Annotated in this window: 18 protein-coding genes, 16 tRNA genes, 3 rRNA genes and 1 riboswitch; of the genes, 7 read left to right on the forward strand and 30 right to left on the reverse strand. The window is 46.4% G+C overall.

Translation table 11 applies throughout. The features are described from left to right. Positions 1 to 19: 19 nt before the first annotated feature. Complete coding sequence (locus DIC78_RS05190) at positions 20 to 220, forward strand: helix-turn-helix transcriptional regulator (RefSeq protein ID WP_010333491.1); 201 nt, start codon at positions 20 to 22, stop codon at positions 218 to 220. Between the two features lies 1 nt (position 221). Next, a complete protein-coding gene (locus tag DIC78_RS05195; RefSeq protein WP_024120681.1) occupies positions 222 to 695 on the forward strand; it encodes a hypothetical protein in 474 nt (157 codons plus the stop codon). Positions 696 to 713: 18 nt separating this feature from the next. Here the strand turns inward: DIC78_RS05195 and rpsN are convergent, their stop codons facing one another. From rpsN to DIC78_RS05225, 6 genes are all read right to left on the reverse strand, one after another. Further along, positions 714 to 983, reverse strand: a complete 270-nt coding sequence (rpsN, locus tag DIC78_RS05200) for a 30S ribosomal protein S14 (protein ID WP_024120680.1) — start codon at positions 981 to 983, stop codon at positions 714 to 716. A 107-nt stretch (positions 984 to 1,090) separates the two neighbouring features. Next, positions 1,091 to 1,621 carry a hypothetical protein gene (locus DIC78_RS05205; RefSeq protein WP_127696910.1) on the reverse strand — a complete coding sequence of 177 codons (531 nt, stop codon included), beginning with the start codon at positions 1,619 to 1,621 and terminating at the stop codon, positions 1,091 to 1,093. A 91-nt stretch (positions 1,622 to 1,712) separates the two neighbouring features. Next, positions 1,713 to 2,849, reverse strand: coding sequence for an FMNH2-dependent alkanesulfonate monooxygenase (ssuD, locus tag DIC78_RS05210; RefSeq protein ID WP_103672353.1), 1,137 nt, complete (start codon positions 2,847 to 2,849; stop codon positions 1,713 to 1,715). A gap of 19 nt (positions 2,850 to 2,868) precedes the next feature. Beyond that, positions 2,869 to 3,702, reverse strand: coding sequence for an ABC transporter permease (locus DIC78_RS05215; RefSeq protein WP_127695630.1), 834 nt, complete (start codon positions 3,700 to 3,702; stop codon positions 2,869 to 2,871). Continuing rightward, positions 3,696 to 4,697 (reverse strand): aliphatic sulfonate ABC transporter substrate-binding protein, encoded by a 1,002-nt coding sequence (locus DIC78_RS05220; RefSeq protein ID WP_106021575.1) that lies wholly within the window; start codon positions 4,695 to 4,697, stop codon positions 3,696 to 3,698. The genes DIC78_RS05215 and DIC78_RS05220 overlap by 7 nt, the downstream gene beginning before the upstream one ends. 17 nt (positions 4,698 to 4,714) lie before the next feature. Further along, a complete protein-coding gene (locus tag DIC78_RS05225; protein ID WP_106021576.1) occupies positions 4,715 to 5,482 on the reverse strand; it encodes an ABC transporter ATP-binding protein in 768 nt (255 codons plus the stop codon). A gap of 398 nt (positions 5,483 to 5,880) precedes the next feature. On the opposite strand from DIC78_RS05225, the gene katA reads away from it, so the two are divergent. Beyond that, on the forward strand, positions 5,881 to 7,332 hold the full coding sequence (gene katA, locus DIC78_RS05230; protein WP_024120674.1) for a catalase KatA: 1,452 nt from the start codon (positions 5,881 to 5,883) through the stop codon (positions 7,330 to 7,332). A 66-nt stretch (positions 7,333 to 7,398) separates the two neighbouring features. Here katA and DIC78_RS05235 read toward each other — a convergent pair. From DIC78_RS05235 to DIC78_RS05250, 4 genes are all read right to left on the reverse strand, one after another. Next, positions 7,399 to 8,549 (reverse strand): IS3 family transposase gene (locus DIC78_RS05235; RefSeq protein ID WP_127695632.1). Its coding sequence is split into 2 segments (ribosomal slippage): positions 7,399 to 8,276 and positions 8,276 to 8,549, totalling 1,152 coding nucleotides; the frame shifts between segments, so codons are not numbered across the junction. A 111-nt stretch (positions 8,550 to 8,660) separates the two neighbouring features. Further along, positions 8,661 to 8,846: an FbpB family small basic protein gene (locus tag DIC78_RS05240; RefSeq protein ID WP_024120673.1), complete on the reverse strand. Its 186-nt coding sequence runs from the start codon at positions 8,844 to 8,846 to the stop codon at positions 8,661 to 8,663. 142 nt (positions 8,847 to 8,988) lie between these two features. Next, on the reverse strand, positions 8,989 to 10,761 hold the full coding sequence (gene thiC, locus DIC78_RS05245) for a phosphomethylpyrimidine synthase ThiC (RefSeq protein ID WP_127696911.1): 1,773 nt from the start codon (positions 10,759 to 10,761) through the stop codon (positions 8,989 to 8,991). Between the two features lie 131 nt (positions 10,762 to 10,892). Then, a riboswitch (TPP riboswitch) is annotated at positions 10,893 to 11,000 on the reverse strand. 68 nt (positions 11,001 to 11,068) lie between these two features. After that, entirely contained in the window at positions 11,069 to 11,761 is a 693-nt protein-coding gene (locus tag DIC78_RS05250) for a Type 1 glutamine amidotransferase-like domain-containing protein (protein WP_127695634.1), read from the reverse strand. Between the two features lie 100 nt (positions 11,762 to 11,861). Here DIC78_RS05250 and DIC78_RS05255 point away from each other — a divergent pair, with 100 nt between their 5' ends. The 3 genes from DIC78_RS05255 to DIC78_RS05265 are packed head-to-tail and all read left to right on the forward strand — an operon-like array spanning position 11,862 to position 13,599. Then, positions 11,862 to 12,086: a hypothetical protein gene (locus DIC78_RS05255; RefSeq protein ID WP_024120670.1), complete on the forward strand. Its 225-nt coding sequence runs from the start codon at positions 11,862 to 11,864 to the stop codon at positions 12,084 to 12,086. Beyond that, entirely contained in the window at positions 12,083 to 12,442 is a 360-nt protein-coding gene (locus DIC78_RS05260; protein WP_010333479.1) for a spore coat protein, read from the forward strand. Before DIC78_RS05255 ends, DIC78_RS05260 begins: the two co-directional genes overlap by 4 nt. A 20-nt stretch (positions 12,443 to 12,462) precedes the next feature. Next, positions 12,463 to 13,599 (forward strand): zinc-dependent alcohol dehydrogenase, encoded by a 1,137-nt coding sequence (locus DIC78_RS05265; RefSeq protein WP_101863728.1) that lies wholly within the window; start codon positions 12,463 to 12,465, stop codon positions 13,597 to 13,599. Positions 13,600 to 13,639: 40 nt separating this feature from the next. Here the strand turns inward: DIC78_RS05265 and DIC78_RS05270 are convergent, their stop codons facing one another. After that, positions 13,640 to 13,837, reverse strand: coding sequence for a hypothetical protein (locus DIC78_RS05270; RefSeq protein WP_010333477.1), 198 nt, complete (start codon positions 13,835 to 13,837; stop codon positions 13,640 to 13,642). A gap of 153 nt (positions 13,838 to 13,990) precedes the next feature. Between DIC78_RS05270 and spo0M the strand changes: the two genes are divergently transcribed. Then, positions 13,991 to 14,767: a sporulation control protein Spo0M gene (gene spo0M / locus DIC78_RS05275; RefSeq protein WP_127695636.1), complete on the forward strand. Its 777-nt coding sequence runs from the start codon at positions 13,991 to 13,993 to the stop codon at positions 14,765 to 14,767. A 98-nt stretch (positions 14,768 to 14,865) separates the two neighbouring features. On the opposite strand, the gene DIC78_RS05280 is transcribed toward spo0M, so the two are convergent. The 19 genes from DIC78_RS05280 to DIC78_RS05370 all read right to left on the reverse strand — a co-directional run bounded on the left by DIC78_RS05280 (position 14,866) and on the right by DIC78_RS05370 (position 21,444). Continuing rightward, positions 14,866 to 14,947, reverse strand: a tRNA-Leu gene (locus DIC78_RS05280). Positions 14,948 to 15,200: 253 nt separating this feature from the next. Then, positions 15,201 to 15,289: transfer RNA gene (locus tag DIC78_RS05285), tRNA-Leu, on the reverse strand. A gap of 7 nt (positions 15,290 to 15,296) precedes the next feature. Continuing rightward, positions 15,297 to 15,367 (reverse strand) — tRNA-Cys (locus DIC78_RS05290). Between the two features lie 5 nt (positions 15,368 to 15,372). Continuing rightward, positions 15,373 to 15,447, reverse strand: a tRNA-Gly gene (locus DIC78_RS05295). Positions 15,448 to 15,496: 49 nt separating this feature from the next. Further along, positions 15,497 to 15,568: transfer RNA gene (locus DIC78_RS05300), tRNA-Gln, on the reverse strand. A gap of 9 nt (positions 15,569 to 15,577) precedes the next feature. Beyond that, positions 15,578 to 15,653 (reverse strand) — tRNA-His (locus DIC78_RS05305). A 24-nt stretch (positions 15,654 to 15,677) separates the two neighbouring features. Continuing rightward, positions 15,678 to 15,751: transfer RNA gene (locus DIC78_RS05310), tRNA-Trp, on the reverse strand. A gap of 5 nt (positions 15,752 to 15,756) precedes the next feature. Further along, positions 15,757 to 15,841 (reverse strand) — tRNA-Tyr (locus DIC78_RS05315). A 22-nt stretch (positions 15,842 to 15,863) separates the two neighbouring features. Then, positions 15,864 to 15,936, reverse strand: a tRNA-Thr gene (locus DIC78_RS05320). A 5-nt stretch (positions 15,937 to 15,941) separates the two neighbouring features. Beyond that, positions 15,942 to 16,017 (reverse strand) — tRNA-Phe (locus DIC78_RS05325). Positions 16,018 to 16,029: 12 nt separating this feature from the next. Beyond that, positions 16,030 to 16,106 (reverse strand) — tRNA-Asp (locus DIC78_RS05330). Between the two features lie 13 nt (positions 16,107 to 16,119). Next, positions 16,120 to 16,196: transfer RNA gene (locus DIC78_RS05335), tRNA-Met, on the reverse strand. A gap of 7 nt (positions 16,197 to 16,203) precedes the next feature. Further along, positions 16,204 to 16,279 (reverse strand) — tRNA-Val (locus DIC78_RS05340). A 9-nt stretch (positions 16,280 to 16,288) separates the two neighbouring features. Next, positions 16,289 to 16,360 (reverse strand) — tRNA-Glu (locus DIC78_RS05345). 34 nt (positions 16,361 to 16,394) lie between these two features. Beyond that, positions 16,395 to 16,486: transfer RNA gene (locus tag DIC78_RS05350), tRNA-Ser, on the reverse strand. 5 nt (positions 16,487 to 16,491) lie between these two features. After that, a tRNA-Asn gene (locus tag DIC78_RS05355) sits at positions 16,492 to 16,566 on the reverse strand. Between the two features lie 9 nt (positions 16,567 to 16,575). Then, positions 16,576 to 16,691 (reverse strand): 5S ribosomal RNA (gene rrf / locus DIC78_RS05360). Positions 16,692 to 16,797: 106 nt separating this feature from the next. After that, positions 16,798 to 19,725: ribosomal RNA gene (locus DIC78_RS05365) — 23S ribosomal RNA — on the reverse strand. Positions 19,726 to 19,894: 169 nt separating this feature from the next. Next, a 16S ribosomal RNA gene (locus DIC78_RS05370) occupies positions 19,895 to 21,444 on the reverse strand. Together the 16S, 23S and 5S rRNA genes with 16 tRNA genes alongside form the textbook arrangement of a ribosomal RNA operon. Positions 21,445 to 21,635 lie beyond the last annotated feature (191 nt).

The following is a 21,635-nucleotide window of genomic DNA, read 5'->3' on the forward strand; positions in this document are numbered from 1 at the left end:
GAAGGTGGCAGACGTCATGATGAAAAATAAAGTGAAAGAGCTCAGAGCGCGCTTCAGCTATTCTCAGGAAAAACTCGGAGAAACGGTCGGCGTCACGAGACAAACGGTAGCAGCAATTGAAAAAGGAGACTATGTTCCCTCACTGTTATTAGCATTAAAAATCTGCAAAGCCTTCTCCATGAAAATGGAGGATGTCTTTTGGCTAGAGGAGGAAGACTAATATGGGCATGAAAACAAAAGCAGCATTTCACCTCGTTTTGTTCGGCCTTGCATGCTGGACACTGATTTCATACTTTGAAGCTTCGGAAGGCATTGGAGCCTTTTTCAGCACAAGGAACGGCCAGATGATGTTTGAAATAAACATCACCCCGTTTATTCTTTTTATTGCGGCAGCTGCAGTTTATATCTATTTACAAAAGAAAAGCCGACCTGCATCAAAAAATCTTCTGCTGCCAGATGAATTTGAGGAACAGGATGAAAGAGAGCAGATGATGACGGCAAAAGCCTGCCGTGCGTCATATATCGCCGTCTACTTTTCACTGCCTGCCGCCGCTGTCCTGCTCATTTTTTATCCGCTGTTTCAGTCACACATTCCCTTTTTCCCTATTATTATCGTGTTTATCATCATGATCATCCAGCACATATCCTACGTCATTTCCTTCAAGAAAAATGAAAAAAACTCCGGCGCGGTGTAATCGTCCGGAGTTTTTTTCTTACCAGCTTGCTTTTTTCACACCCGGAATTTGGCCTTTATGCGCCAGCTCCCTAAAAGCAATTCTGGACATTTTAAATTTTCTCATATATCCTCTCGGGCGGCCCGTTACCATACAGCGGTTATGGAGTCTTCCCGGTGCTGAATCTCTCGGCAGCTTGCTGAGTGCTTCGTAATCTCCTTTTGCCTTTAACTCTTGTCTGATAGCAACATATTGTTCAACAAGCTTCTGGCGTTTTAATTCTTTTGCCACTTTTGATTTCTTAGCCAAGAAAAAGCCTCCTTTAGATCGTAATATTTACGATTTAAAATGTATCACGATGTATTCTAAAATGCAAGCACACCGCTCGGTAAAACAGACGGCCGAAGCCGTCCATTTTATTTATGCAATTCAACATAATAAAGCAGAGCATCTTTATGATTGATCAGTTCATTTTTGTTTTCAGAGGTTTTCATTGTACCGTTAGAATCCTTTATGCTGCTGCCGATCAATATCGGTTTCCCGAAAGAAATTGGCTCCGCTGATGATATATTTTGAGTCATTTCCTGTACAGCGCTGACGTCACGCTGAAACGATGAAGCAGCCGTGCTGCTCCCTTGTTCATCAACAATGCCAAAGTGAACGGTGCTCATTTTTTTCTGCCCTTCCTCATTCTCAAAATAAACAAATTGTAATGTATCGGGATTTTCTTCCGTGAAATCAGCAGTTACCGGACCTATCGTTTCAACAAGCTTTCCGTTTTGGTAATGTTCAATGTACATGTCAGCCTCAGAAATGCTTTCGTTGATATTAGTCACTTCAGCAGCGAATGAATGCGGAGCCGCAATCTTCATTCTGTTTTTTTCAATATCTGAAACATCTGCCTCTTTGATTTCCATGTGCTTCGTATTTCCGCATGCAGACAGCATGACCAACAGAGTAACGGCACTTATAAGTATTTTCAGAAAAAACAGCCCCCTTTTTTGATTATCATACCATGTTCGGAGGCTGTGTTTTCACTTAAACTGACGCATGATTCTCTTTGACAAAATAAGTGTTACCGACGGCTTCTCCTCTTTTTTTCTGAAGTTTCCTTGTCCGCTCATTTTCGAACGGCAAAAGCGGGAAGACGAGCTCTGCAAAATAGTACGCTTCTTCTAAATGAGGATAGCCGGAAAAAATAAATGATTCAATGCCGAGGGCCTGGTACTCCGCTATGCGGTCGGCAATGGTCTGCGGATCTCCGACAAGAGCCGTGCCTGCCCCTCCTCTGACCAGGCCGATACCCGCCCACAGATTCGGGCTGATTTCAAGCTTTGTCCGATCGCCTCGATGAAGCTCCGCCATCCGCTTTTGACCCGAAGAATCAGCACGGCGTAAAGCGTTCTGTGCTTTGGCAATCGTGTCATCATCCAAATGGCTGATTAAACGCTCAGCCGCTTCCCACGCCTCATGTTCTGTTTCACGGGCGATCACATGCAGCCTAATGCCGAACCGCACTGTTCTTCCCTCTTTTTCCGCTTGCTTTTTGACTCTCTCGATCTTTTCTTTTACCTGCTCAGGCGGCTCACCCCACGTTAAATACACATCTGTATGCTTTGCCGCGACTTCAATTCCAGCCTGTGAGGACCCGCCGAAATAGATAGGCGGGTGCGGTGCTTGCCGCGGCGGGAATAGCAGATTGCTGTTTTCCACTTTTATATGGTTTCCTTCATAGGTAACCGTTTCTCCGCGCAAAAGCCCCCGCCAAACAGTTAAAAATTCGTCCGTTGCTTCATAGCGCTCATCATGACTGATAAACAGTCCGTCCCCGGCTAGCTCGTACGGATCGCCCCCTGCCACAACATTAATCAGCAGCCGTCCATCTGAAATGTGATCTAAGGTAGAGGTCATTCTGGCTGCAAGAGAAGGCTGCATTAACCCAGGCCGTACCGCGACTAAAAACTTTAAGTCCTTTGTTTCCCCGGCTAACGCAGCGGCTGTGAGCCAAGGGTCCTCGCACGATCTTCCCGTCGGCAGAAGGACTCCTGTATACCCCAGCCTGTCAGCGGCCTGCGCCACTTGTTTAAAGTATTCATGATCCGCCGTCCGTCCATCGCTTTCCGACCCTAAATACCTTGCATCTCCATGTGTCGGAATAAACCAAAGAATGTCCATATCAATCTCTCCTTTTCGTCTATTTTCCCTCGTAACTGTTTCTCCACTTTAATAGCTTTCGTTCAAGCAGTCTGACAAAAGAATCCGTCAGCTTTCCAACCACCGCAAAAATGATAATCCCGGCAAACACTTTATTTGTTTGTGAAAATTGTCTGGCATCCATGATCATATAACCGACCCCTGAGCTTGAACCCATCAGCTCCGCTACAACAAGCCCAAGCCATGCAATACCCAGCGATAAGCGAATGCCGAGCAATATATTGGGCAGGGATGCCGGCACAATCACTTTTGTCATCTGCTGGTGCCATTTAAATTCAAGCACCCGGGCAACTTCGAACAGCTTAGCGTCAACTCCGCGAATGCCGTTAAATGTATTGATATACACAGGGAAGAAAGCGCCGAGCGCAATCAGCAAAATTTTCGATATTTCATCAAAACCGAACCATAAAATAAACAGCGGCGTGACAGCCAGATGCGGAACGGTTCTGAGCATTTGCAATGATGGGTCAAGATACAATTCCGTCCGTTTTGAAAATCCGGCCAAAATTCCGATCAAAAGTCCAAGCCCCGCACCAAGTACAAAACCAAGCGCTGCCCGGTATATACTGATTTGCAGATGGCCAAAGAGCTCGCCTGTCAAAATGAGCTCTTTAAACGTCAGCAAGATCGCAATAGGTGTAGGGAGCACTGTCGCCGACACGATGCCAAGACTGCCGATCACCTGCCAGATGGCTATGATCACAGCAGGCAGCAGAAGCCCCTTTGCCCACCCGTATTTGATTCTATGGGGCTTTCTTTGTATCGCTTCAGCATTTGCTTTCGGCAGTGAACCTGCAGCCTCTGCTTTCATGATGGATCACCTCCAGAGACTTTTTCCTTTAACGCTTTTTTGATAAATGAATTATCAACAACTTCTCTCACATCAATTTTCTTATCTATCGCTTTTGTTTTAAATTGAAAATCCGCTGTCTCCTGCTGCGCTTTTATAATGTCTTCACTAATAACCTCATTCAGAGGCTCCGTATTTTTCAGCACATTTTCAACGACCTTTTTATCGAGATCTTTTATTTTTGCATACAAGTCAGCCGCTTCATCCGGATGTTCCTTTTGCCATACAACCGCCTGATTAAATACCTTCAGAAAACGGACCACTTCGTCTGGATGTTCCTTAGAGAATGTTGTTCTCACTAATGTAAACCCTGGTGAATATAAATCGGTGCTTTCCCCGTTCACAAGAAGTTTCGCTCCATGTTTGATTGTTTCTAAGGATAGGTACGGCTCCCAGATGGACCAAGCGTCAACCGAACCGTTTTCAAACGCAGAGGCCGCTTCATCAGGCTGCAGCTGAATAATGGTCACGTCATCAGCTGACAAGCCTGATTGATCAAGCGCTTTATACAAAAAGTCAAAGCCGCTGCTGCCTTTCGCTACAGCAATTTTCTTTCCTTTTAAATCTTTGACCTCCTTAATCCCGCTGGCTGGATTCACAAGTATGCCGTTCGCCTTTAATCCGTCCTGAGACAAGCCGATTTCTTTAAAATCAATGCCTGCCGCCTGTCCAGCGATCACTGGTGAATTGCCGACTTGAGAAAAGTCAAGTTTATCTGCTGCAAGCCCTTCAAATTGTGGCGGCCCGCTTTGAAACTCCACCCATTTCACCTTGATGCCTTCTTTTTCAAAAGCCTTTTCAAACCAGCCTTTTTCCTTGGCAATTAAAAGCGGGCTTAAGCTTTGCTGTATTCCGATCCGAATTTCTTTCAATGGTTTTTTATCACCGCTGGCTCCATTTGCTCCGCACCCTGCCAGCAGAAAAAAAATAGATGCCAATACAATGATTCCTTTTTTCATCTCTGCTTCAGCCCTTTCTATATCCCTGATCCTTCTGCATACTCAAAGTCTTCTGTTTTTTCGAATTCCGACAGCACTTTCTGTCTGATCGCTTGGAAATCAGTCGTCGTCCTGTTTCGGGGATAAGCCAGATGAATTGGCATCAGCTTGTGAATTTTTCCCGGTTTGGCTTTTAGGATCGCAATCTCATTCCCTAAATAAACAGATTCATCTATATCATGAGTGACGAGTATCATCGTTGTCTTTTTCCTCCGCCATATATCCAGCAGCACGTCTTGAAGGTGTTTTCGAGTAAACGCGTCTAACGCACCGAACGGTTCATCCAAAAGCAGCACCTCCGGCTCCCGCAGAAGAGCTCGTGCGATGGCCACTCTTTGAGACATACCGCCCGACAGCTCACGCGGATATGCTTTCTCCGATCCTTTTAATCTGACAATCTCGATCAGTTCATCTACCTTCTGTTTGACTTTAGGATCTTTCAAATTCAAATCGGCGGCAATATTCTGCTCAACCGTCAGCCAAGGAAAAAGACGGTGTTCCTGAAAAATAAATCCTTGCTGAATACCTGGTGCAGTCACATAGCGTTCGTTAATTTCGACACTCCCGCTAAAATCAGAATCAAGTCCTGCAATTATCTTTAAAAGTGTGCTTTTTCCGCATCCGCTCGGTCCGATGATCGTTAAAAACTCACCCGGTGCAATTGATAATTGAATATTCTCCAAGACCGTAGTTTGGCGGCCTTCTTGAGCAAATGCTTTTTCCTTGATGTTGATGGTCACAGCCACTTTTATCCCTCTCCTTCTGCCAACCCCGCCTTCTAAAAAAACAAAAAGGCCCCCATCTCTGTTTTTGTAGAGATGAGAGCCTTCGGCGGTCCGATCAGCTGCCCAATTGTTTTTTTGTTTGAATATCATGTTAATTCAAATTATTCCGATATGTCAACTCTTTTTTATTCAACATTTTTTGGATGAATGTTTATCACTTACTTTTCATATTCGCAAATAGCGCTTATTTCTATGAACCCTCGATCATCTCTATTAAACTGTTCTGCCAAGGGTTTTCTGCTTTTTTCAATAGTTTTTATCGTATTATACAAATGATTATTTTATAATCATTATAAAATAATATTGACTTTTTACTTAGAGATGATATTATGTTCTTATCAATTCCAAGAGGTGATGACATGAGTTCAAATAAACTGACAACTAGCTGGGGAGCTCCAGTTGGAGATAATCAAAATTCAATGACTGCCGGTTCTCGCGGACCAACTTTAATCCAAGATGTACACTTACTCGAAAAATTGGCCCATTTTAACAGAGAACGTGTTCCTGAGCGTGTCGTTCATGCTAAAGGTGCAGGCGCACACGGTTATTTTGAAGTGACAAACGATGTAACAAAATATACAAAAGCTGCTTTCTTATCAGAAGTCGGCAAACGCACACCTTTGTTCATCCGTTTCTCAACAGTTGCCGGTGAACTTGGCTCTGCTGACACCGTTCGCGACCCGCGCGGATTTGCTGTTAAGTTTTATACTGAAGAAGGAAACTATGACATCGTCGGCAACAATACGCCGGTATTCTTCATCCGCGATGCGATTAAGTTCCCTGATTTTATCCATACACAAAAAAGAGATCCAAAAACACACTTGAAAAATCCTACAGCTGTATGGGATTTCTGGTCACTTTCACCGGAATCTCTACACCAAGTGACGATCCTGATGTCTGACCGCGGAATTCCTGCTACACTTCGCCACATGCACGGTTTTGGTAGCCATACATTCAAATGGACAAATGCCGAAGGCGAAGGCGTATGGATCAAGTATCACTTTAAAACAGAACAAGGCGTGAAGAACCTTGATGTGAAGACAGCAGCAAAAATTGCCGGTGAAAACCCGGATTATCATACTGAAGATCTGTTCAATGCAATCGAAAACGGCGATTTCCCTGCATGGAAATTATATGTGCAAATCATGCCTTTAGAAGATGCAAATACGTACCGCTTCGATCCGTTTGATGTCACAAAAGTATGGTCTCAAAAAGACTATCCGCTCATTGAAGTCGGCCGTATGGTTCTTGACAGAAATCCGGAAAACTACTTTGCAGAAGTAGAACAAGCAACATTCTCACCTGGAACACTGGTCCCCGGTATTGATGTATCACCGGATAAAATGCTTCAAGGGCGTCTGTTTGCGTATCATGATGCGCATCGCTACCGTGTCGGAGCAAACCACCAGGCCCTGCCGATCAACCGCGCACGCAACGAAGTAAGAAACTATCAGCGTGACGGACAAATGCGCTTTGACAATAACGGCGGCGGCTCCGTCTACTACGAGCCAAACAGCTTCGGCGGACCGACTGAGTCACCTGAGGATAAACAAGCAGCTTATCCAGTACAAGGAATGGCTGACAGCGTAAGCTACGATCACAATGATCACTACACACAAGCAGGCGATCTCTACCGTTTAATGAGCGAAGAGGAACGCACACGCCTTGTAGAAAATATCGTAAATGCAATGAAACCAGTAGAAAAAGAAGATATCAAACTCCGCCAAATCGAGCACTTTTACAAAGCTGATCCTGAATACGGAAGACGCATAGCAGAGGGCTTAGGTTTGCCGATTAAAAAAGAAGTTTAATAGCATAGAAAAAAACCCGCTGTTATGGGACTGACCCCTGTTTTTGAGACAGGGATCAAAACACTTTTATACAGCCAATTGCCGATAGCTTATCGGTGATTGGCTGTTTAGTTTCGTTTGAATACGAATGTTGTTATAATAATAAATGTATTCTTTGACAGTGCGTTCTACGATGGCGGTCGTGGTTCGATTAATGCTGTTAAGATAGAACGTTTCAGACTTTAGTGAGGAATGAAACGATTCGATGGAGGCATTATCAGCGGGCGTCCCTTTGCGGGACATGCTCATGGTAATGCCTTTTGTTTTAACAGCTTTCTGATACTCATAAGATGTATACACAGATCCTTGGTCACTATGTAACACGCAGTTCTGAGGCAGTGTTGGCAGTTGATCAAGTGTGTTTAAGACAAAGTCTGTGTCCTGCTTATCTCCAATCGTGAAAGCAATTACTTCTCCATTGTATACATCCAATATACTGGAAAGGTACAATTGTTTCTGTCCATAAGGCAAATACGTGATATCCGTTACTAGTTTTTCAAGAGGATGATCGGACTGAAAGTTCCGATTCAATATGTTATCGACCACGGCATATGGCTGCCCATTCTTCTTGCGTTTTTTCACCTTAACCCGGCACTGCCACTGATTTTTCTGCATGATACGCTGAACCGTTTTATGGTTAATACGCATTCCCTTTTTTAATATAGCTGTAATTTTTCGATATCCATATCGATACTTGTGCTCTCGGCACAACGTGCCGATTTGTTTTTCCAAATGGCGCTTGGGATGATCTTTCATCAGGTTCTTCTTCCAACGATAATAAGACGCTCGTGAGATACCTAAATGAACACAGATATTCTGTACGGTCATTGTGCCGTGCAATACTTCTACAAGTTCGACTGACGTTTGGCTATCAACTTCCTTTCCAATTCGTTGTACTTTTTTAAAACTTCATTTTGTTGTCTCAGATAACGGTTCTCTGCCTGCAGTTTCTCTAATTCGGAAGAATACTCCGGACCTTTTCCGTAAGTGTATTGCTTACCAACAGGCTGTTCAAATCGATGTGTATCTCCAGCTTTATGCCATCTAACCCATGTTTGAACCTGCGTCTTATTCTTGATATTCAATTCCTGCATGATCTCTTTCATAGGCACGCCTGCCAATCTCATTTCTACAGCCTTCTGTTTGACTTCAATCGGATAACTCATTCTTGTTCCCATACAAAAAACACCTCCAAGTCTTATTTCGGATAACAACTATCCGTTTTCAAACTTGAAGGTGTTTTTTATTTGTCTCATCTTATGGGGTCAGTCCCTTATTCAGCGGGTTTTTTACATAGATTTACGGATTGCCGTATGCTTCTCGTCAATCTTCATATAAATTTTTTCCATTAACTCCTCACTATTCATTATCTCCCGCTTGTTCTTTTCAATAAGAAGCGCCAGCGGCAGCATCTGATTGCCATATGTTTTTCGTTTTCTGAAGCGTCTTCTCCCTTTCTCTTTTTTGGTTCCCATCATTTCTCCCTCCTTTAAAAATAAAAAAGGCTCTTATCTCAAAAGATAAGAGCCTTCGGTGATCCGATCAGCAAATGTTGGAAATGTATATTAGCTATATTTAAACGTATTCAATTCGGCCTGTCAATGACTTTCTATACTGTTACTTATAAAGTTTGCTCCCTTGATTCACAAATTCCTCGGCTTTTTCTTTCATGCCCTCTTGAATGGCATCCCACTCATTAAGCTCTTTGTCTTTGGCATAATCACGGATATCCTGAGAAATTCTCATGCTGCAAAATTTCGGCCCGCACATCGAACAGAAATGAGCCGTTTTCGCCCCTTCAGCAGGCAGGGTCTCATCATGATATTCAAGCGCTCTTTCCGGATCAAGCGACAGGTTAAATTGGTCTCGCCAGCGGAATTCAAAGCGGGCTTTTGATAAAGCGTCATCTCGTATTTGCGCTCCCGGATGCCCTTTTGCAAGGTCAGCCGCATGCGCCGCAATTTTGTATGTAATAACCCCTTCCCGCACATCTTCACGGTTTGGCAGCCCGAGATGCTCCTTCGGCGTCACATAACAAAGCATGGCCGTACCGTACCAGCCGATCATCGCCGCTCCGATCGCCGATGTAATGTGGTCATAGCCCGGTGCAATATCCGTCGTCAGCGGCCCTAGCGTGTAAAAAGGCGCTTCTTTACAGATTTCCATTTGTTTATCGACGTTCTCCTTGATTTTATGCATCGGCACATGACCCGGCCCCTCAATCATCACTTGAACATCATGCTTCCAGGCAATTTGCGTGAGTTCTCCGAGAGTCTCTAATTCAGCAAACTGCGCTTCGTCATTGGCATCGGCAATTGACCCTGGGCGAAGCCCGTCTCCAAGAGAAAAGGCAATATCATACGTCTTCATAATTTCACAAATTTCTTCAAAATGAGTATACAGAAAGCTTTCCTTATGATGAGCCAGACACCACTGTGCCATAATCGCTCCTCCGCGTGACACAATTCCCGTTGTCCGTTTAGCAGTTAGCGGCACATATCGCAGCAAAACACCCGCGTGAATCGTAAAATAATCCACACCCTGTTCAGCCTGCTCAATCAGCGTGTCACGGTAGATTTCCCACGTTAAATCCTCCGCTACACCGTTTACTTTTTCAAGCGCTTGATAGATCGGAACGGTGCCAACAGGAACCGGGCAATTTCGGATAATCCATTCACGCGTCGTATGAATATCTTTCCCCGTGGAAAGATCCATCATCGTATCTGCTCCCCAGCGAATCGCCCACGTCATTTTTTCCACTTCTTCTTCAATCGAAGATGTAACTGCTGAATTCCCGATATTCGCGTTAATTTTCACATGGAAATTTCGGCCGATAATCATTGGTTCACTTTCCGGATGATTAATATTTGCTGGAATAATCGCCCGGCCGCTGGCTACTTCATCTCTGACAAATTCGGGAGACACATGCTCACGAATAGCGATAAACTCCATTTCAGGGGTAATTATCCCCTTTTTCGCATAATGCATTTGAGTGACATTTTGGCCCGTTTTCGCCCGCAGCGGTTTCCGTTTTAACCCGGGATAGCTTACATTAGGGTTAGCCTTTTTATAGCCGTTGTCTTCTGGCTTCACAGCACGTCCATTGTATTCTTCAACATCGCCGCGCCCAGTGATCCACTTGTGCCGAAGCGGTTTTAAACCTTCTTGAATATTAATTTTTACATCGGGGTCCGTATACGGTCCACTTGTATCATAGACACGAACCGGCGCGTTTTCCTCTTCGCCGAATGATCCTGTTGTCGGACTGAGTTCAATTTCTCTCATCGGCACTTGAATATCCGGCGAAGCCCCCTCTACATATACTTTTTTACTCCCCGAAAAACTCGACATAATGGAAATGTTGGCTTGCTGCACTGAATGATTTTGCATCACTTATCCTTCCCCTCTCTTTGTTTGAAAGGACAAAATCAAGCCCATAACCAGCACAAAAAACCGGATTCAATTGAATGAACCCGGTTACAGTCAGAAAGAAACATATTATTGCAGTATTCAGCAATAATAAAACAATTCCTCTACTTCCCCACGCTGGTACGAACCAGATCAGGTCCAAAGGGTTAAGAAGCATATCTTCTCTCTCAGCCCGTCAGCGGGCACCCCCAGTAACTATTAATTTCGCACTTATCGTATCATAAAAACAAACTGAAAAAAAGAGCAATGTATAAAATATTCAGCAAATTCAAGACAAATATGTAATCGGCAATGCTATTTCAGAGATTTCATTTTCATGAAGCACCACCTGATACGCATTTGCATCAGTTCTTGAACTCACAGCCTGAAAAAACTGATCATCAATAAAATGAAGAGCTGCTCCATCATCCGCCGCATAACCGCTGCTCAACGCTTTCTCTGATATCATGTGATGATATGTAGGTCTCCGATCCTTTTCTCCATCATAATGAGGACAAAAACTGCCTTGCAAAAAACCCAAGCTTTTCAACCCGGTCAGCGGTCCGGCAGAATCCGTCACACCTTCTTCAAACCAGCAGATCGCACCTGCACTTAATCCCGCTAAAATAATCCCGTTCTCCCAAGCTTTTTTCAATATGTGATCCAGTCCCCACTCCTTCCACAGCACCAGCAAATTTCTTGTATTTCCCCCGCCGACATAAATCACATCTTTCTCCATAATAAAGGAGGCTAAATCTGTTGTCGGCGGCTTAAATAAAGACAAATGAGACGGGTCACAATCAAGCTTTTGAAAAGCATGGTAAAACCGCTGAACATAGTTCTCCGCATCCCCGCTTGCCGTTGGCAAAAAACAAATGCGAGGTGAGGGATGCTTTGACTGATTAATGATAAATTGATCAAGAACCAGATGATCTGGTTCCATTGAAAAACCTCCGCCGCCCATCGCAATAATCTGTTTCATCATCCGACTCCCCAAGAAAATATTTTACCCATTATAGCACTTTCGCATAAAAGCATGATACAAGGTAAAAATACCTTTGAATCAGGAGGTGACCGAAAAAATGGAACAAGACCGTTTGGCAAACCACGAAACAGTTGATTTACACGAAATCCTCAACTTCAAAACCGTATGTTTACTTAAATCAAAAATGATGCAGGGACTGGTGTTCGATCAGGAACTGAGAGCCCTTATGGAGAAGGATGTACAGCAGTCTGTACGGGACGTAACTGAGCTTCAGAGCCTCTATCAAAAGGCCCCGACAATAACAGGAGGTGACTATCATTGAACGATTTCTTAGACCCGAAAAACGCAAAAGGCATGCCTGACCTTGCTGATTCAGCACTTGCCCTAGATTTCTTAATTTCCGTAAAAACCGGTATCAAAAATTATGCTGTCGCCATCACGGAAACCGCAAGCCCAGAACTCAGAACAGCATTGCGCAATCAATTAGACGCAGCTATTTACCTGCACGGAGAACTATCACAGCTCATGATGGAAAAAGGCTGGCTTTTCCCTTCTGACTTGGACAAACAATTTCAAATCGATATGAAATCAGCACAAACAGCCGTTGATATCGCCGGGCTAAAACTTTTCCCCGATAACACGAACCGTCTCGGAACATTCGCAACGCCCGATCACTAAACAATAAGGAGACATCATGAATGAAAGCTGTTACTTATCAAGGCATTAAAGACGTCCGCGTCAAAGAGGTAAAAGCGCCAGAAATCAAAAAACCTGATGATATCATCGTCAAACTGACAACCACAGCAATCTGCGGATCTGATTTACACCTAATTCACGGCATGGTTCCCAATTTTCCTGAAGATTATATCATCGGCCATGAACCAATGGGCATTGTTGAAGAAACAGGCCCCGACGTTCACAAGGTTAAAAAAGGCGATCGTGTCATCATACCGTTTAACGTCAGCTGCGGCGAATGTTTTTTCTGCAAAAACCAGCTTGAAAGCCAATGTGACAATTCAAATGCAAACGGCGAAGTCGGTGCTTATTTTGGCTATTCAGACTCAGCAGGCGGCTATCCCGGAGGCCAGGCTGAATACATGCGCGTCCCCTATGCTAACTTCACTCCCTTTAAACTTCCTGATGACTGTGAAGTAGAAGATGAGAAATTGGTATTGCTTTCAGACGCTATGTCGACAGCCTATTGGAGCGTAGACAACGCAGGAGTAAAAGAGGGAAATACCGTCATTATTCTCGGCTGCGGTCCTGTCGGGCTGCTCGCGCAAAAATTCGCATGGATGAAAGGCGCCAAAAGAGTCATTGCAGTGGATTATGTAGACTATCGCCTTCAGCACGCAAAAAAAACAAACAATGTAGAAATCGTTAATTTCGAGCATCACGAAAACGCTGGTTCATATTTGAAAGAAATCACACAGGGCGGTGCAGATGTCGTCATCGACTGCGTCGGAATGGACGGCAAAATGTCCCCGCTTGAATTTCTCGCCACCGGTGTTAAAATGCACGGCGGAGCCATGGGTGCGCTGGTAACGGCGGCACAGGCTGTCAGAAAATGCGGCACAATTCAAGTGACAGGTGTGTACGGAATGAGATACAATGCATTTCCATTTGGAGACATCTTCCAAAGGAACGTAAATATTAGAACCGGCCAAGCCCCCGTCATTCATTATATGCCGTACCTGTATGAACTGATTGCTACAGGTAAAGTAGATCCGGGCGACATCATCACACATGTTCTGCCGTTAGATCAAGCAAAGCACGGTTATGAGGTGTTTGATACGAAAACAGACGGAGCCATTAAAGTGCTTCTTAAACCATAAAAAAAGACGGTCTCTCATTTTGAGAAGCCGTCTCTCTATTTTATTGCTCCACTCTTCTTAACGCTTCGTTTACTGTTTCTTTTATAAACGCGTCTTCCCCGGTCAAACTGTCTAATCTGAGTTCACCGCTTCTCAGTCTTTCTGAAAGATTGTTAATGTCCTCCTCGACTGTGATTTGCAGCTCACCAGCTAAAAACATTCTATGTAATTCATCAGCGACCATCGTTTCTTTATTCATTCATATCTCCTCCTATACTTAAGCATCACTTTTAGTCTGTCCCTCAGATAAACGAATATAGGAAAAAAGGTTCATTTATTTCAAAATAAATGAACCTTTTTTCCTTCTTCCCACGTATAACTGTTGAGAAAAAGAAAAAGGGGAAGATCTAATATGTCATTTTTTAAGAAACTTGCCGCAAGTGCCGGCATCGGTGCAGCAAAAGTCGATACCATTTTGGAGAAAGATGCGTATTGTCCAGGAGAAGAAGTCCGCGGAACTGTACATGTAAAAGGCGGGAAAATCGCCCAGGATATCCGTTATATTGATTTACAGCTCAACACAAGATATGTCATTGTAAAAGACGATGAAGAGCGCCGGAAACACGCAACAATTCATTCTTTTCGGGTAACTGGTTCATTCACCATTCAGCCTGGGGAAGAACATCAATTTCCGTTCTCCTTCATCCTGCCTCTTGATACACCGATTACTGTAGGGAAGGTAGAAGTCGCAGTAGTGACAGACCTTGACATTCAAGGCGGTATTGATAAATCAGATCACGATCGTATCTTCGTAGAAGCACATCCTTGGGTTGAAAATGTATTAGAAGCAATTGAGAACCTTGGCTTCCGTCTTAACGAAGCAGACTGTGAACAGGCATCTTACTTCCAGCGCCGTCTGCCTTTCGTTCAAGAATTTGAGTTTGTTCCAACATCAGGCTATTACCGTCAGATGCTTGATGAATTAGAGCTTATTTTTCTTTTAGAGGAAGACGGTTTAGAAATTATTTTCGAAGTTGATCGCCGGGCAAGAGGCCTGCGTGGATGGCTGGAAGAGATGTATAATGACGGAGAGCAGCTCGTACGTGTCCGTTTCAGACAATCAGAGCTTGATGATATCGAACAACTTGAAGAGGTCTTAGAAGAGATCATCGACCAATATGCTGAGTAAATAACAAAAAGGAGCCTCTGCTTATTAATATAGGCTCCTTCTTTTAATAAAAACGAAACCCCGTTTCTTACATAAGTAAGAAACGGGGTTCTTTTGTATACCGGTGGTCGGGGTCGAACCGACACTCCAGAAGGAACACGATTTTGAGTCGTGCGCGTCTGCCAATTCCGCCACACCGGCAAGTTTTACGTCGTATCTAACCGACGAATATAAATATATCATGGATATGATAAAGTGTCAATGTATTTCAAAAAGTTTTTTGGGGAATATAATAATAAAGGGCTAAAGCGACTTTTTATGAAATACAGCCCAATGCTTACATCGACACTTTCATACAATAAAAAAATGATCTACATAAGTAGATCATTGATATGATTAGCTTCATTATATTTTCAAGCACAAACACCAATTTAACTTATCAAGTAAGTAAAATTGGTGCCGAGGGCCGGACTTGAACCGGCACGGTAGTCACCTACCGCAGGATTTTAAGTCCTGTGTGTCTGCCAATTCCACCACCCCGGCAAAAGAAAGGCGACACCCGGATTCGAACCGGGGATAAAGGTTTTGCAGACCTCTGCCTTACCACTTGGCTATGCCGCCGTAATTGGAGCGGAAGACGGGATTCGAACCCGCGACCCCCACCTTGGCAAGGTGGTGTTCTACCACTGAACTACTTCCGCATCTTAAGGGACTTAATACATTATATTCAATTGATATAAAAAAGTGAGACTGGGCTAGCTGGATTCGAACCAACGCATGACGGAGTCAAAGTCCGTTGCCTTACCGCTTGGCTATAGCCCAATGATAATATGGGGCGATTGATGGGAATCGAACCCACGAGTGCCAGAGCCACAATCTGGTGCGTTAACCACTTCGCCACAACCGCCATAATCTCAAGATGTCATAAATTTGGCAGGGGCAGTAGGAATCGAACCCACACCGGAGGTTTTGGAGACCTCTGTTCTACCGTTAAACTATGCCCCTATAAATGGTGGAGGGGGGCAGATTCGAACTGCCGAACCCTGAGGGAGCGGATTTACAGTCCGCCGCGTTTAGCCACTTCGCTACCCCTCCACATTAAGTTTTGAAAAAACAGTGCCGGCAAGAGGACTTGAACCCCCAACCTACTGATTACAAGTCAGTTGCTCTACCAATTGAGCTACACCGGCATAGGTGGTGGCTCGGGACGGAATCGAACCGCCGACACACGGATTTTCAGTCCGTTGCTCTACCAACTGAGCTACCGAGCCTTATTATTTAAATGGCGGTCCGGACGGGACTCGAACCCGCGACCTCCTGCGTGACAGGCAGGCATTCTAACCAACTGAACTACCGGACCATTTGATTTTAATTGGTTGCGGGGGCAGGATTTGAACCTGCGACCTTCGGGTTATGAGCCCGACGAGCTACCGAACTGCTCCACCCCGCGATGATAATGGTGGAGGATGACGGGCTCGAACCGCCGACCCTCTGCTTGTAAGGCAGATGCTCTCCCAGCTGAGCTAATCCTCCATCATATAATGACCCGTACGGGATTCGAACCCGTGTTACCGCCGTGAAAGGGCGGTGTCTTAACCGCTTGACCAACGGGCCCAGACTTTCAATTGTGATTATGTATAAATATCAGTGGCGGAGAGCAAGGGATTCGAACCCTTGAGACGGAGTTGACCGCCTACACGATTTCCAATCGTGCTCCTTCGACCACTCGGACAGCTCTCCAATAATGGCTCCGCAGGTAGGATTCGAACCTACGACCGATCGGTTAACAGCCGATAGCTCTACCACTGAGCTACTGCGGAATGAAGTCTGCCTGGCGATGTCCTACTCTCACAGGGGGAAACCCCCGACTACCATCGGCGCTGAAGAGCTTAACTTCCGTGTTCGGCATGGGAACGGGTGTGACCTCTTCGCCATCATCACCAGACAATCTCAGTGACATTTAACATTATACTATGTATATCTTGAAAAGTCAAGAGTTTTTTTGAGATATTCTCTCAAAACTAGATAACAGGTGTGACATCATTAGAAATTAGGTTAAGTCCTCGATCGATTAGTATCTGTCAGCTCCATGTGTCGCCACACTTCCACCTCAGACCTATCAACCTGATCATCTTTCAGGGATCTTACTTCCTTGCGGAATGGGAAATCTCATCTTGAGGGGGGCTTCATGCTTAGATGCTTTCAGCACTTATCCCGTCCGCACATAGCTACCCAGCGATGCCCTTGGCAGAACAACTGGTACACCAGCGGTGCGTCCATCCCGGTCCTCTCGTACTAAGGACAGCTCCTCTCAAATTTCCTGCGCCCGCGACGGATAGGGACCGAACTGTCTCACGACGTTCTGAACCCAGCTCGCGTACCGCTTTAATGGGCGAACAGCCCAACCCTTGGGACCGACTACAGCCCCAGGATGCGATGAGCCGACATCGAGGTGCCAAACCTCCCCGTCGATGTGGACTCTTGGGGGAGATAAGCCTGTTATCCCCGGGGTAGCTTTTATCCGTTGAGCGATGGCCCTTCCATGCGGAACCACCGGATCACTAAGCCCGACTTTCGTCCCTGCTCGACTTGTAGGTCTCGCAGTCAAGCTCCCTTGTGCCTTTACACTCTGCGAATGATTTCCAACCATTCTGAGGGAACCTTTGGGCGCCTCCGTTACCTTTTAGGAGGCGACCGCCCCAGTCAAACTGCCCACCTGACACTGTCTCCCCGCCCGATAAGGGCGGCGGGTTAGAAGGTCAATACAGCCAGGGTAGTATCCCACCGATGCCTCCACCGAAGCTGGCGCTCCGGTTTCCAAGGCTCCTACCTATCCTGTACAAGCTGTACCAACATTCAATATCAGGCTGCAGTAAAGCTCCACGGGGTCTTTCCGTCCTGTCGCGGGTAACCTGCATCTTCACAGGTACTATAATTTCACCGAGTCTCTCGTTGAGACAGTGCCCAGATCGTTGCGCCTTTCGTGCGGGTCGGAACTTACCCGACAAGGAATTTCGCTACCTTAGGACCGTTATAGTTACGGCCGCCGTTTACTGGGGCTTCAATTCGCACCTTCGCTTACGCTAAGCGCTCCTCTTAACCTTCCAGCACCGGGCAGGCGTCAGCCCCTATACTTCGCCTTACGGCTTCGCAGAGACCTGTGTTTTTGCTAAACAGTCGCCTGGGCCTATTCACTGCGGCTCTCTCGGGCTTGCACCCTAACAGAGCACCCCTTCTCCCGAAGTTACGGGGTCATTTTGCCGAGTTCCTTAACGAGAGTTCTCTCGATCACCTTAGGATTCTCTCCTCGCCTACCTGTGTCGGTTTGCGGTACGGGCACCTCTCACCTCGCTAGAGGCTTTTCTTGGCAGTGTGGAATCAGGAACTTCGCTACTATATTTCGCTCGCCATCACAGCTCAGCCTTATGGGAAACGGATTTGCCTATTTCCCAGCCTAACTGCTTGGACGCGGATATCCAATACCGCGCTTACCCTATCCTCCTGCGTCCCCCCATTGCTCAAATGGTGAGGAGGTGGTACAGGAATATCAACCTGTTGTCCATCGCCTACGCCTTTCGGCCTCGGCTTAGGTCCCGACTAACCCTGAGCGGACGAGCCTTCCTCAGGAAACCTTAGGCATTCGGTGGAGGGGATTCTCACCCCTCTTTCGCTACTCATACCGGCATTCTCACTTCTAAGCGCTCCACCAGTCCTTCCGGTCTGGCTTCACAGCCCTTAGAACGCTCTCCTACCACTGTTCGAAGAACAGTCCGCAGCTTCGGTGATACGTTTAGCCCCGGTACATTTTCGGCGCAGAGTCACTCGACCAGTGAGCTATTACGCACTCTTTAAATGGTGGCTGCTTCTAAGCCAACATCCTGGTTGTCTAAGCAACTCCACATCCTTTTCCACTTAACGTATACTTTGGGACCTTAGCTGGCGGTCTGGGCTGTTTCCCTTTCGACTACGGATCTTATCACTCGCAGTCTGACTCCCAAGGATAAGTCATTGGCATTCGGAGTTTGACTGAATTCGGTAACCCGGTAGGGGCCCCTAGTCCAATCAGTGCTCTACCTCCAAGACTCTTACCTTGAGGCTAGCCCTAAAGCTATTTCGGAGAGAACCAGCTATCTCCAGGTTCGATTGGCATTTCACCCCTACCCACACCTCATCCCCGCACTTTTCAACGTGCGTGGGTTCGGGCCTCCATTCAGTGTTACCTGAACTTCACCCTGGACATGGGTAGATCACCTGGTTTCGGGTCTACGACCACGTACTCATGCGCCCTATTCAGACTCGCTTTCGCTGCGGCTCCGCATCTTCTGCTTAACCTTGCACGGGATCGTAACTCGCCGGTTCATTCTACAAAAGGCACGCCATCACCCGTTAACGGGCTCTGACTACTTGTAGGCACACGGTTTCAGGATCTCTTTCACTCCCCTTCCGGGGTGCTTTTCACCTTTCCCTCACGGTACTGGTTCACTATCGGTCACTAGGGAGTATTTAGCCTTGGGAGATGGTCCTCCCGGATTCCGACGGAATTTCACGTGTTCCGCCGTACTCAGGATCCACTCTGGAGAGAACGAAGTTTTGACTACAGGGCTGTTACCTCCTATGGCGGGCCTTTCCAGACCTCTTCATCTACCTCGTTCCTTTGTAACTCCGTATAGAGTGTCCTACAACCCCAAGAGGCAAGCCTCTTGGTTTGGGCTAATCCCGTTTCGCTCGCCGCTACTCAGGGAATCGCATTTGCTTTCTCTTCCTCCGGGTACTTAGATGTTTCAGTTCCCCGGGTCTGCCTTCTCATATCCTATGAATTCAGATATGGATACCACTCCATTACGAGTGGTGGGTTTCCCCATTCGGAAATCTCCGGATCAAAGCTTGCTTACAGCTCCCCGAAGCATATCGGTGTTCGTCCCGTCCTTCATCGGCTCCTAGTGCCAAGGCATCCACCGTGCGCCCTTTCTAACTTAACCGTTAAAAAGAATCACTATGTGATATCTTGTGTTACTAATTGAATGTGATGTCTACTGTTATCTAGTTTTCAAAGAACACGTTTCGAAGGAATGATCCTTCAAAACTAAACAAGACAGGGAACGTTCTGTTTATAAGACCCAAGGTCTTATATTCCGTAAATATCCTTAGAAAGGAGGTGATCCAGCCGCACCTTCCGATACGGCTACCTTGTTACGACTTCACCCCAATCATCTGTCCCACCTTCGGCGGCTGGCTCCATAAAGGTTACCTCACCGACTTCGGGTGTTACAAACTCTCGTGGTGTGACGGGCGGTGTGTACAAGGCCCGGGAACGTATTCACCGCGGCATGCTGATCCGCGATTACTAGCGATTCCAGCTTCACGCAGTCGAGTTGCAGACTGCGATCCGAACTGAGAACAGATTTGTGGGATTGGCTTAACCTCGCGGTTTCGCTGCCCTTTGTTCTGTCCATTGTAGCACGTGTGTAGCCCAGGTCATAAGGGGCATGATGATTTGACGTCATCCCCACCTTCCTCCGGTTTGTCACCGGCAGTCACCTTAGAGTGCCCAACTGAATGCTGGCAACTAAGATCAAGGGTTGCGCTCGTTGCGGGACTTAACCCAACATCTCACGACACGAGCTGACGACAACCATGCACCACCTGTCACTCTGCCCCCGAAGGGGACGTCCTATCTCTAGGATTGTCAGAGGATGTCAAGACCTGGTAAGGTTCTTCGCGTTGCTTCGAATTAAACCACATGCTCCACCGCTTGTGCGGGCCCCCGTCAATTCCTTTGAGTTTCAGTCTTGCGACCGTACTCCCCAGGCGGAGTGCTTAATGCGTTAGCTGCAGCACTAAGGGGCGGAAACCCCCTAACACTTAGCACTCATCGTTTACGGCGTGGACTACCAGGGTATCTAATCCTGTTCGCTCCCCACGCTTTCGCTCCTCAGCGTCAGTTACAGACCAGAGAGTCGCCTTCGCCACTGGTGTTCCTCCACATCTCTACGCATTTCACCGCTACACGTGGAATTCCACTCTCCTCTTCTGCACTCAAGTTCCCCAGTTTCCAATGACCCTCCCCGGTTGAGCCGGGGGCTTTCACATCAGACTTAAGGAACCGCCTGCGAGCCCTTTACGCCCAATAATTCCGGACAACGCTTGCCACCTACGTATTACCGCGGCTGCTGGCACGTAGTTAGCCGTGGCTTTCTGGTTAGGTACCGTCAAGGTACCGCCCTATTCGAACGGTACTTGTTCTTCCCTAACAACAGAGCTTTACGATCCGAAAACCTTCATCACTCACGCGGCGTTGCTCCGTCAGACTTTCGTCCATTGCGGAAGATTCCCTACTGCTGCCTCCCGTAGGAGTCTGGGCCGTGTCTCAGTCCCAGTGTGGCCGATCACCCTCTCAGGTCGGCTACGCATCGTTGCCTTGGTGAGCCATTACCTCACCAACTAGCTAATGCGCCGCGGGTCCATCTGTAAGTGGTAGCCGAAGCCACCTTTTATGTTTGAACCATGCGGTTCAAACAAGCATCCGGTATTAGCCCCGGTTTCCCGGAGTTATCCCAGTCTTACAGGCAGGTTACCCACGTGTTACTCACCCGTCCGCCGCTAACATCAGGGAGCAAGCTCCCATCTGTCCGCTCGACTTGCATGTATTAGGCACGCCGCCAGCGTTCGTCCTGAGCCAGGATCAAACTCTCCGATAAATGGATCGCAGATTAAGTTCCACACATCCTGTGGCAACATCTGCGTGATCTGCATCGTGCAGACCTCAGTTTGACTGACTACGCACATCGCTGTGCGATTTATAATAAAACTTGAATTAACAGGTACGTTTTGTCTTGTTTAGTTTTCAAAGATCATCCACCACTTCTTTAAGAAGCGACTTTTTCAGTAT

The organism is Bacillus halotolerans (assembly GCF_004006435.1).
Lineage (GTDB): Bacteria > Bacillota > Bacilli > Bacillales > Bacillaceae > Bacillus > Bacillus halotolerans.

What these genes read in the sequence shown, in the direction of transcription:
- katA (WP_024120674.1), top strand. Translation starts at nt 5,881, where the DNA reads ATGAGTTCAAATAAACTGACAACTAGCTGGGGAGCTCCAGTTGGAGAT.
- DIC78_RS05205 (WP_127696910.1), bottom strand. Translation starts at nt 1,621, where the DNA reads ATGCTGTCTGCATGCGGAAATACGAAGCACATGGAAATCAAAGAGGCA.
- DIC78_RS05190 (WP_010333491.1), top strand. Translation starts at nt 20, where the DNA reads ATGAAAAATAAAGTGAAAGAGCTCAGAGCGCGCTTCAGCTATTCTCAG.
- DIC78_RS05265 (WP_101863728.1), top strand. Translation starts at nt 12,463, where the DNA reads ATGAAAGCTGTTACTTATCAAGGCATTAAAGACGTCCGCGTCAAAGAG.
- ssuD (WP_103672353.1), bottom strand. Translation starts at nt 2,849, where the DNA reads ATGGACATTCTTTGGTTTATTCCGACACATGGAGATGCAAGGTATTTA.
- DIC78_RS05220 (WP_106021575.1), bottom strand. Translation starts at nt 4,697, where the DNA reads ATGAAAAAAGGAATCATTGTATTGGCATCTATTTTTTTTCTGCTGGCA.
- spo0M (WP_127695636.1), top strand. Translation starts at nt 13,991, where the DNA reads ATGTCATTTTTTAAGAAACTTGCCGCAAGTGCCGGCATCGGTGCAGCA.
- DIC78_RS05250 (WP_127695634.1), bottom strand. Translation starts at nt 11,761, where the DNA reads ATGAAACAGATTATTGCGATGGGCGGCGGAGGTTTTTCAATGGAACCA.
- DIC78_RS05240 (WP_024120673.1), bottom strand. Translation starts at nt 8,846, where the DNA reads ATGGGAACCAAAAAAGAGAAAGGGAGAAGACGCTTCAGAAAACGAAAA.
- DIC78_RS05255 (WP_024120670.1), top strand. Translation starts at nt 11,862, where the DNA reads ATGGAACAAGACCGTTTGGCAAACCACGAAACAGTTGATTTACACGAA.
- DIC78_RS05270 (WP_010333477.1), bottom strand. Translation starts at nt 13,837, where the DNA reads ATGAATAAAGAAACGATGGTCGCTGATGAATTACATAGAATGTTTTTA.
- thiC (WP_127696911.1), bottom strand. Translation starts at nt 10,761, where the DNA reads ATGCAAAATCATTCAGTGCAGCAAGCCAACATTTCCATTATGTCGAGT.
- DIC78_RS05195 (WP_024120681.1), top strand. Translation starts at nt 222, where the DNA reads ATGGGCATGAAAACAAAAGCAGCATTTCACCTCGTTTTGTTCGGCCTT.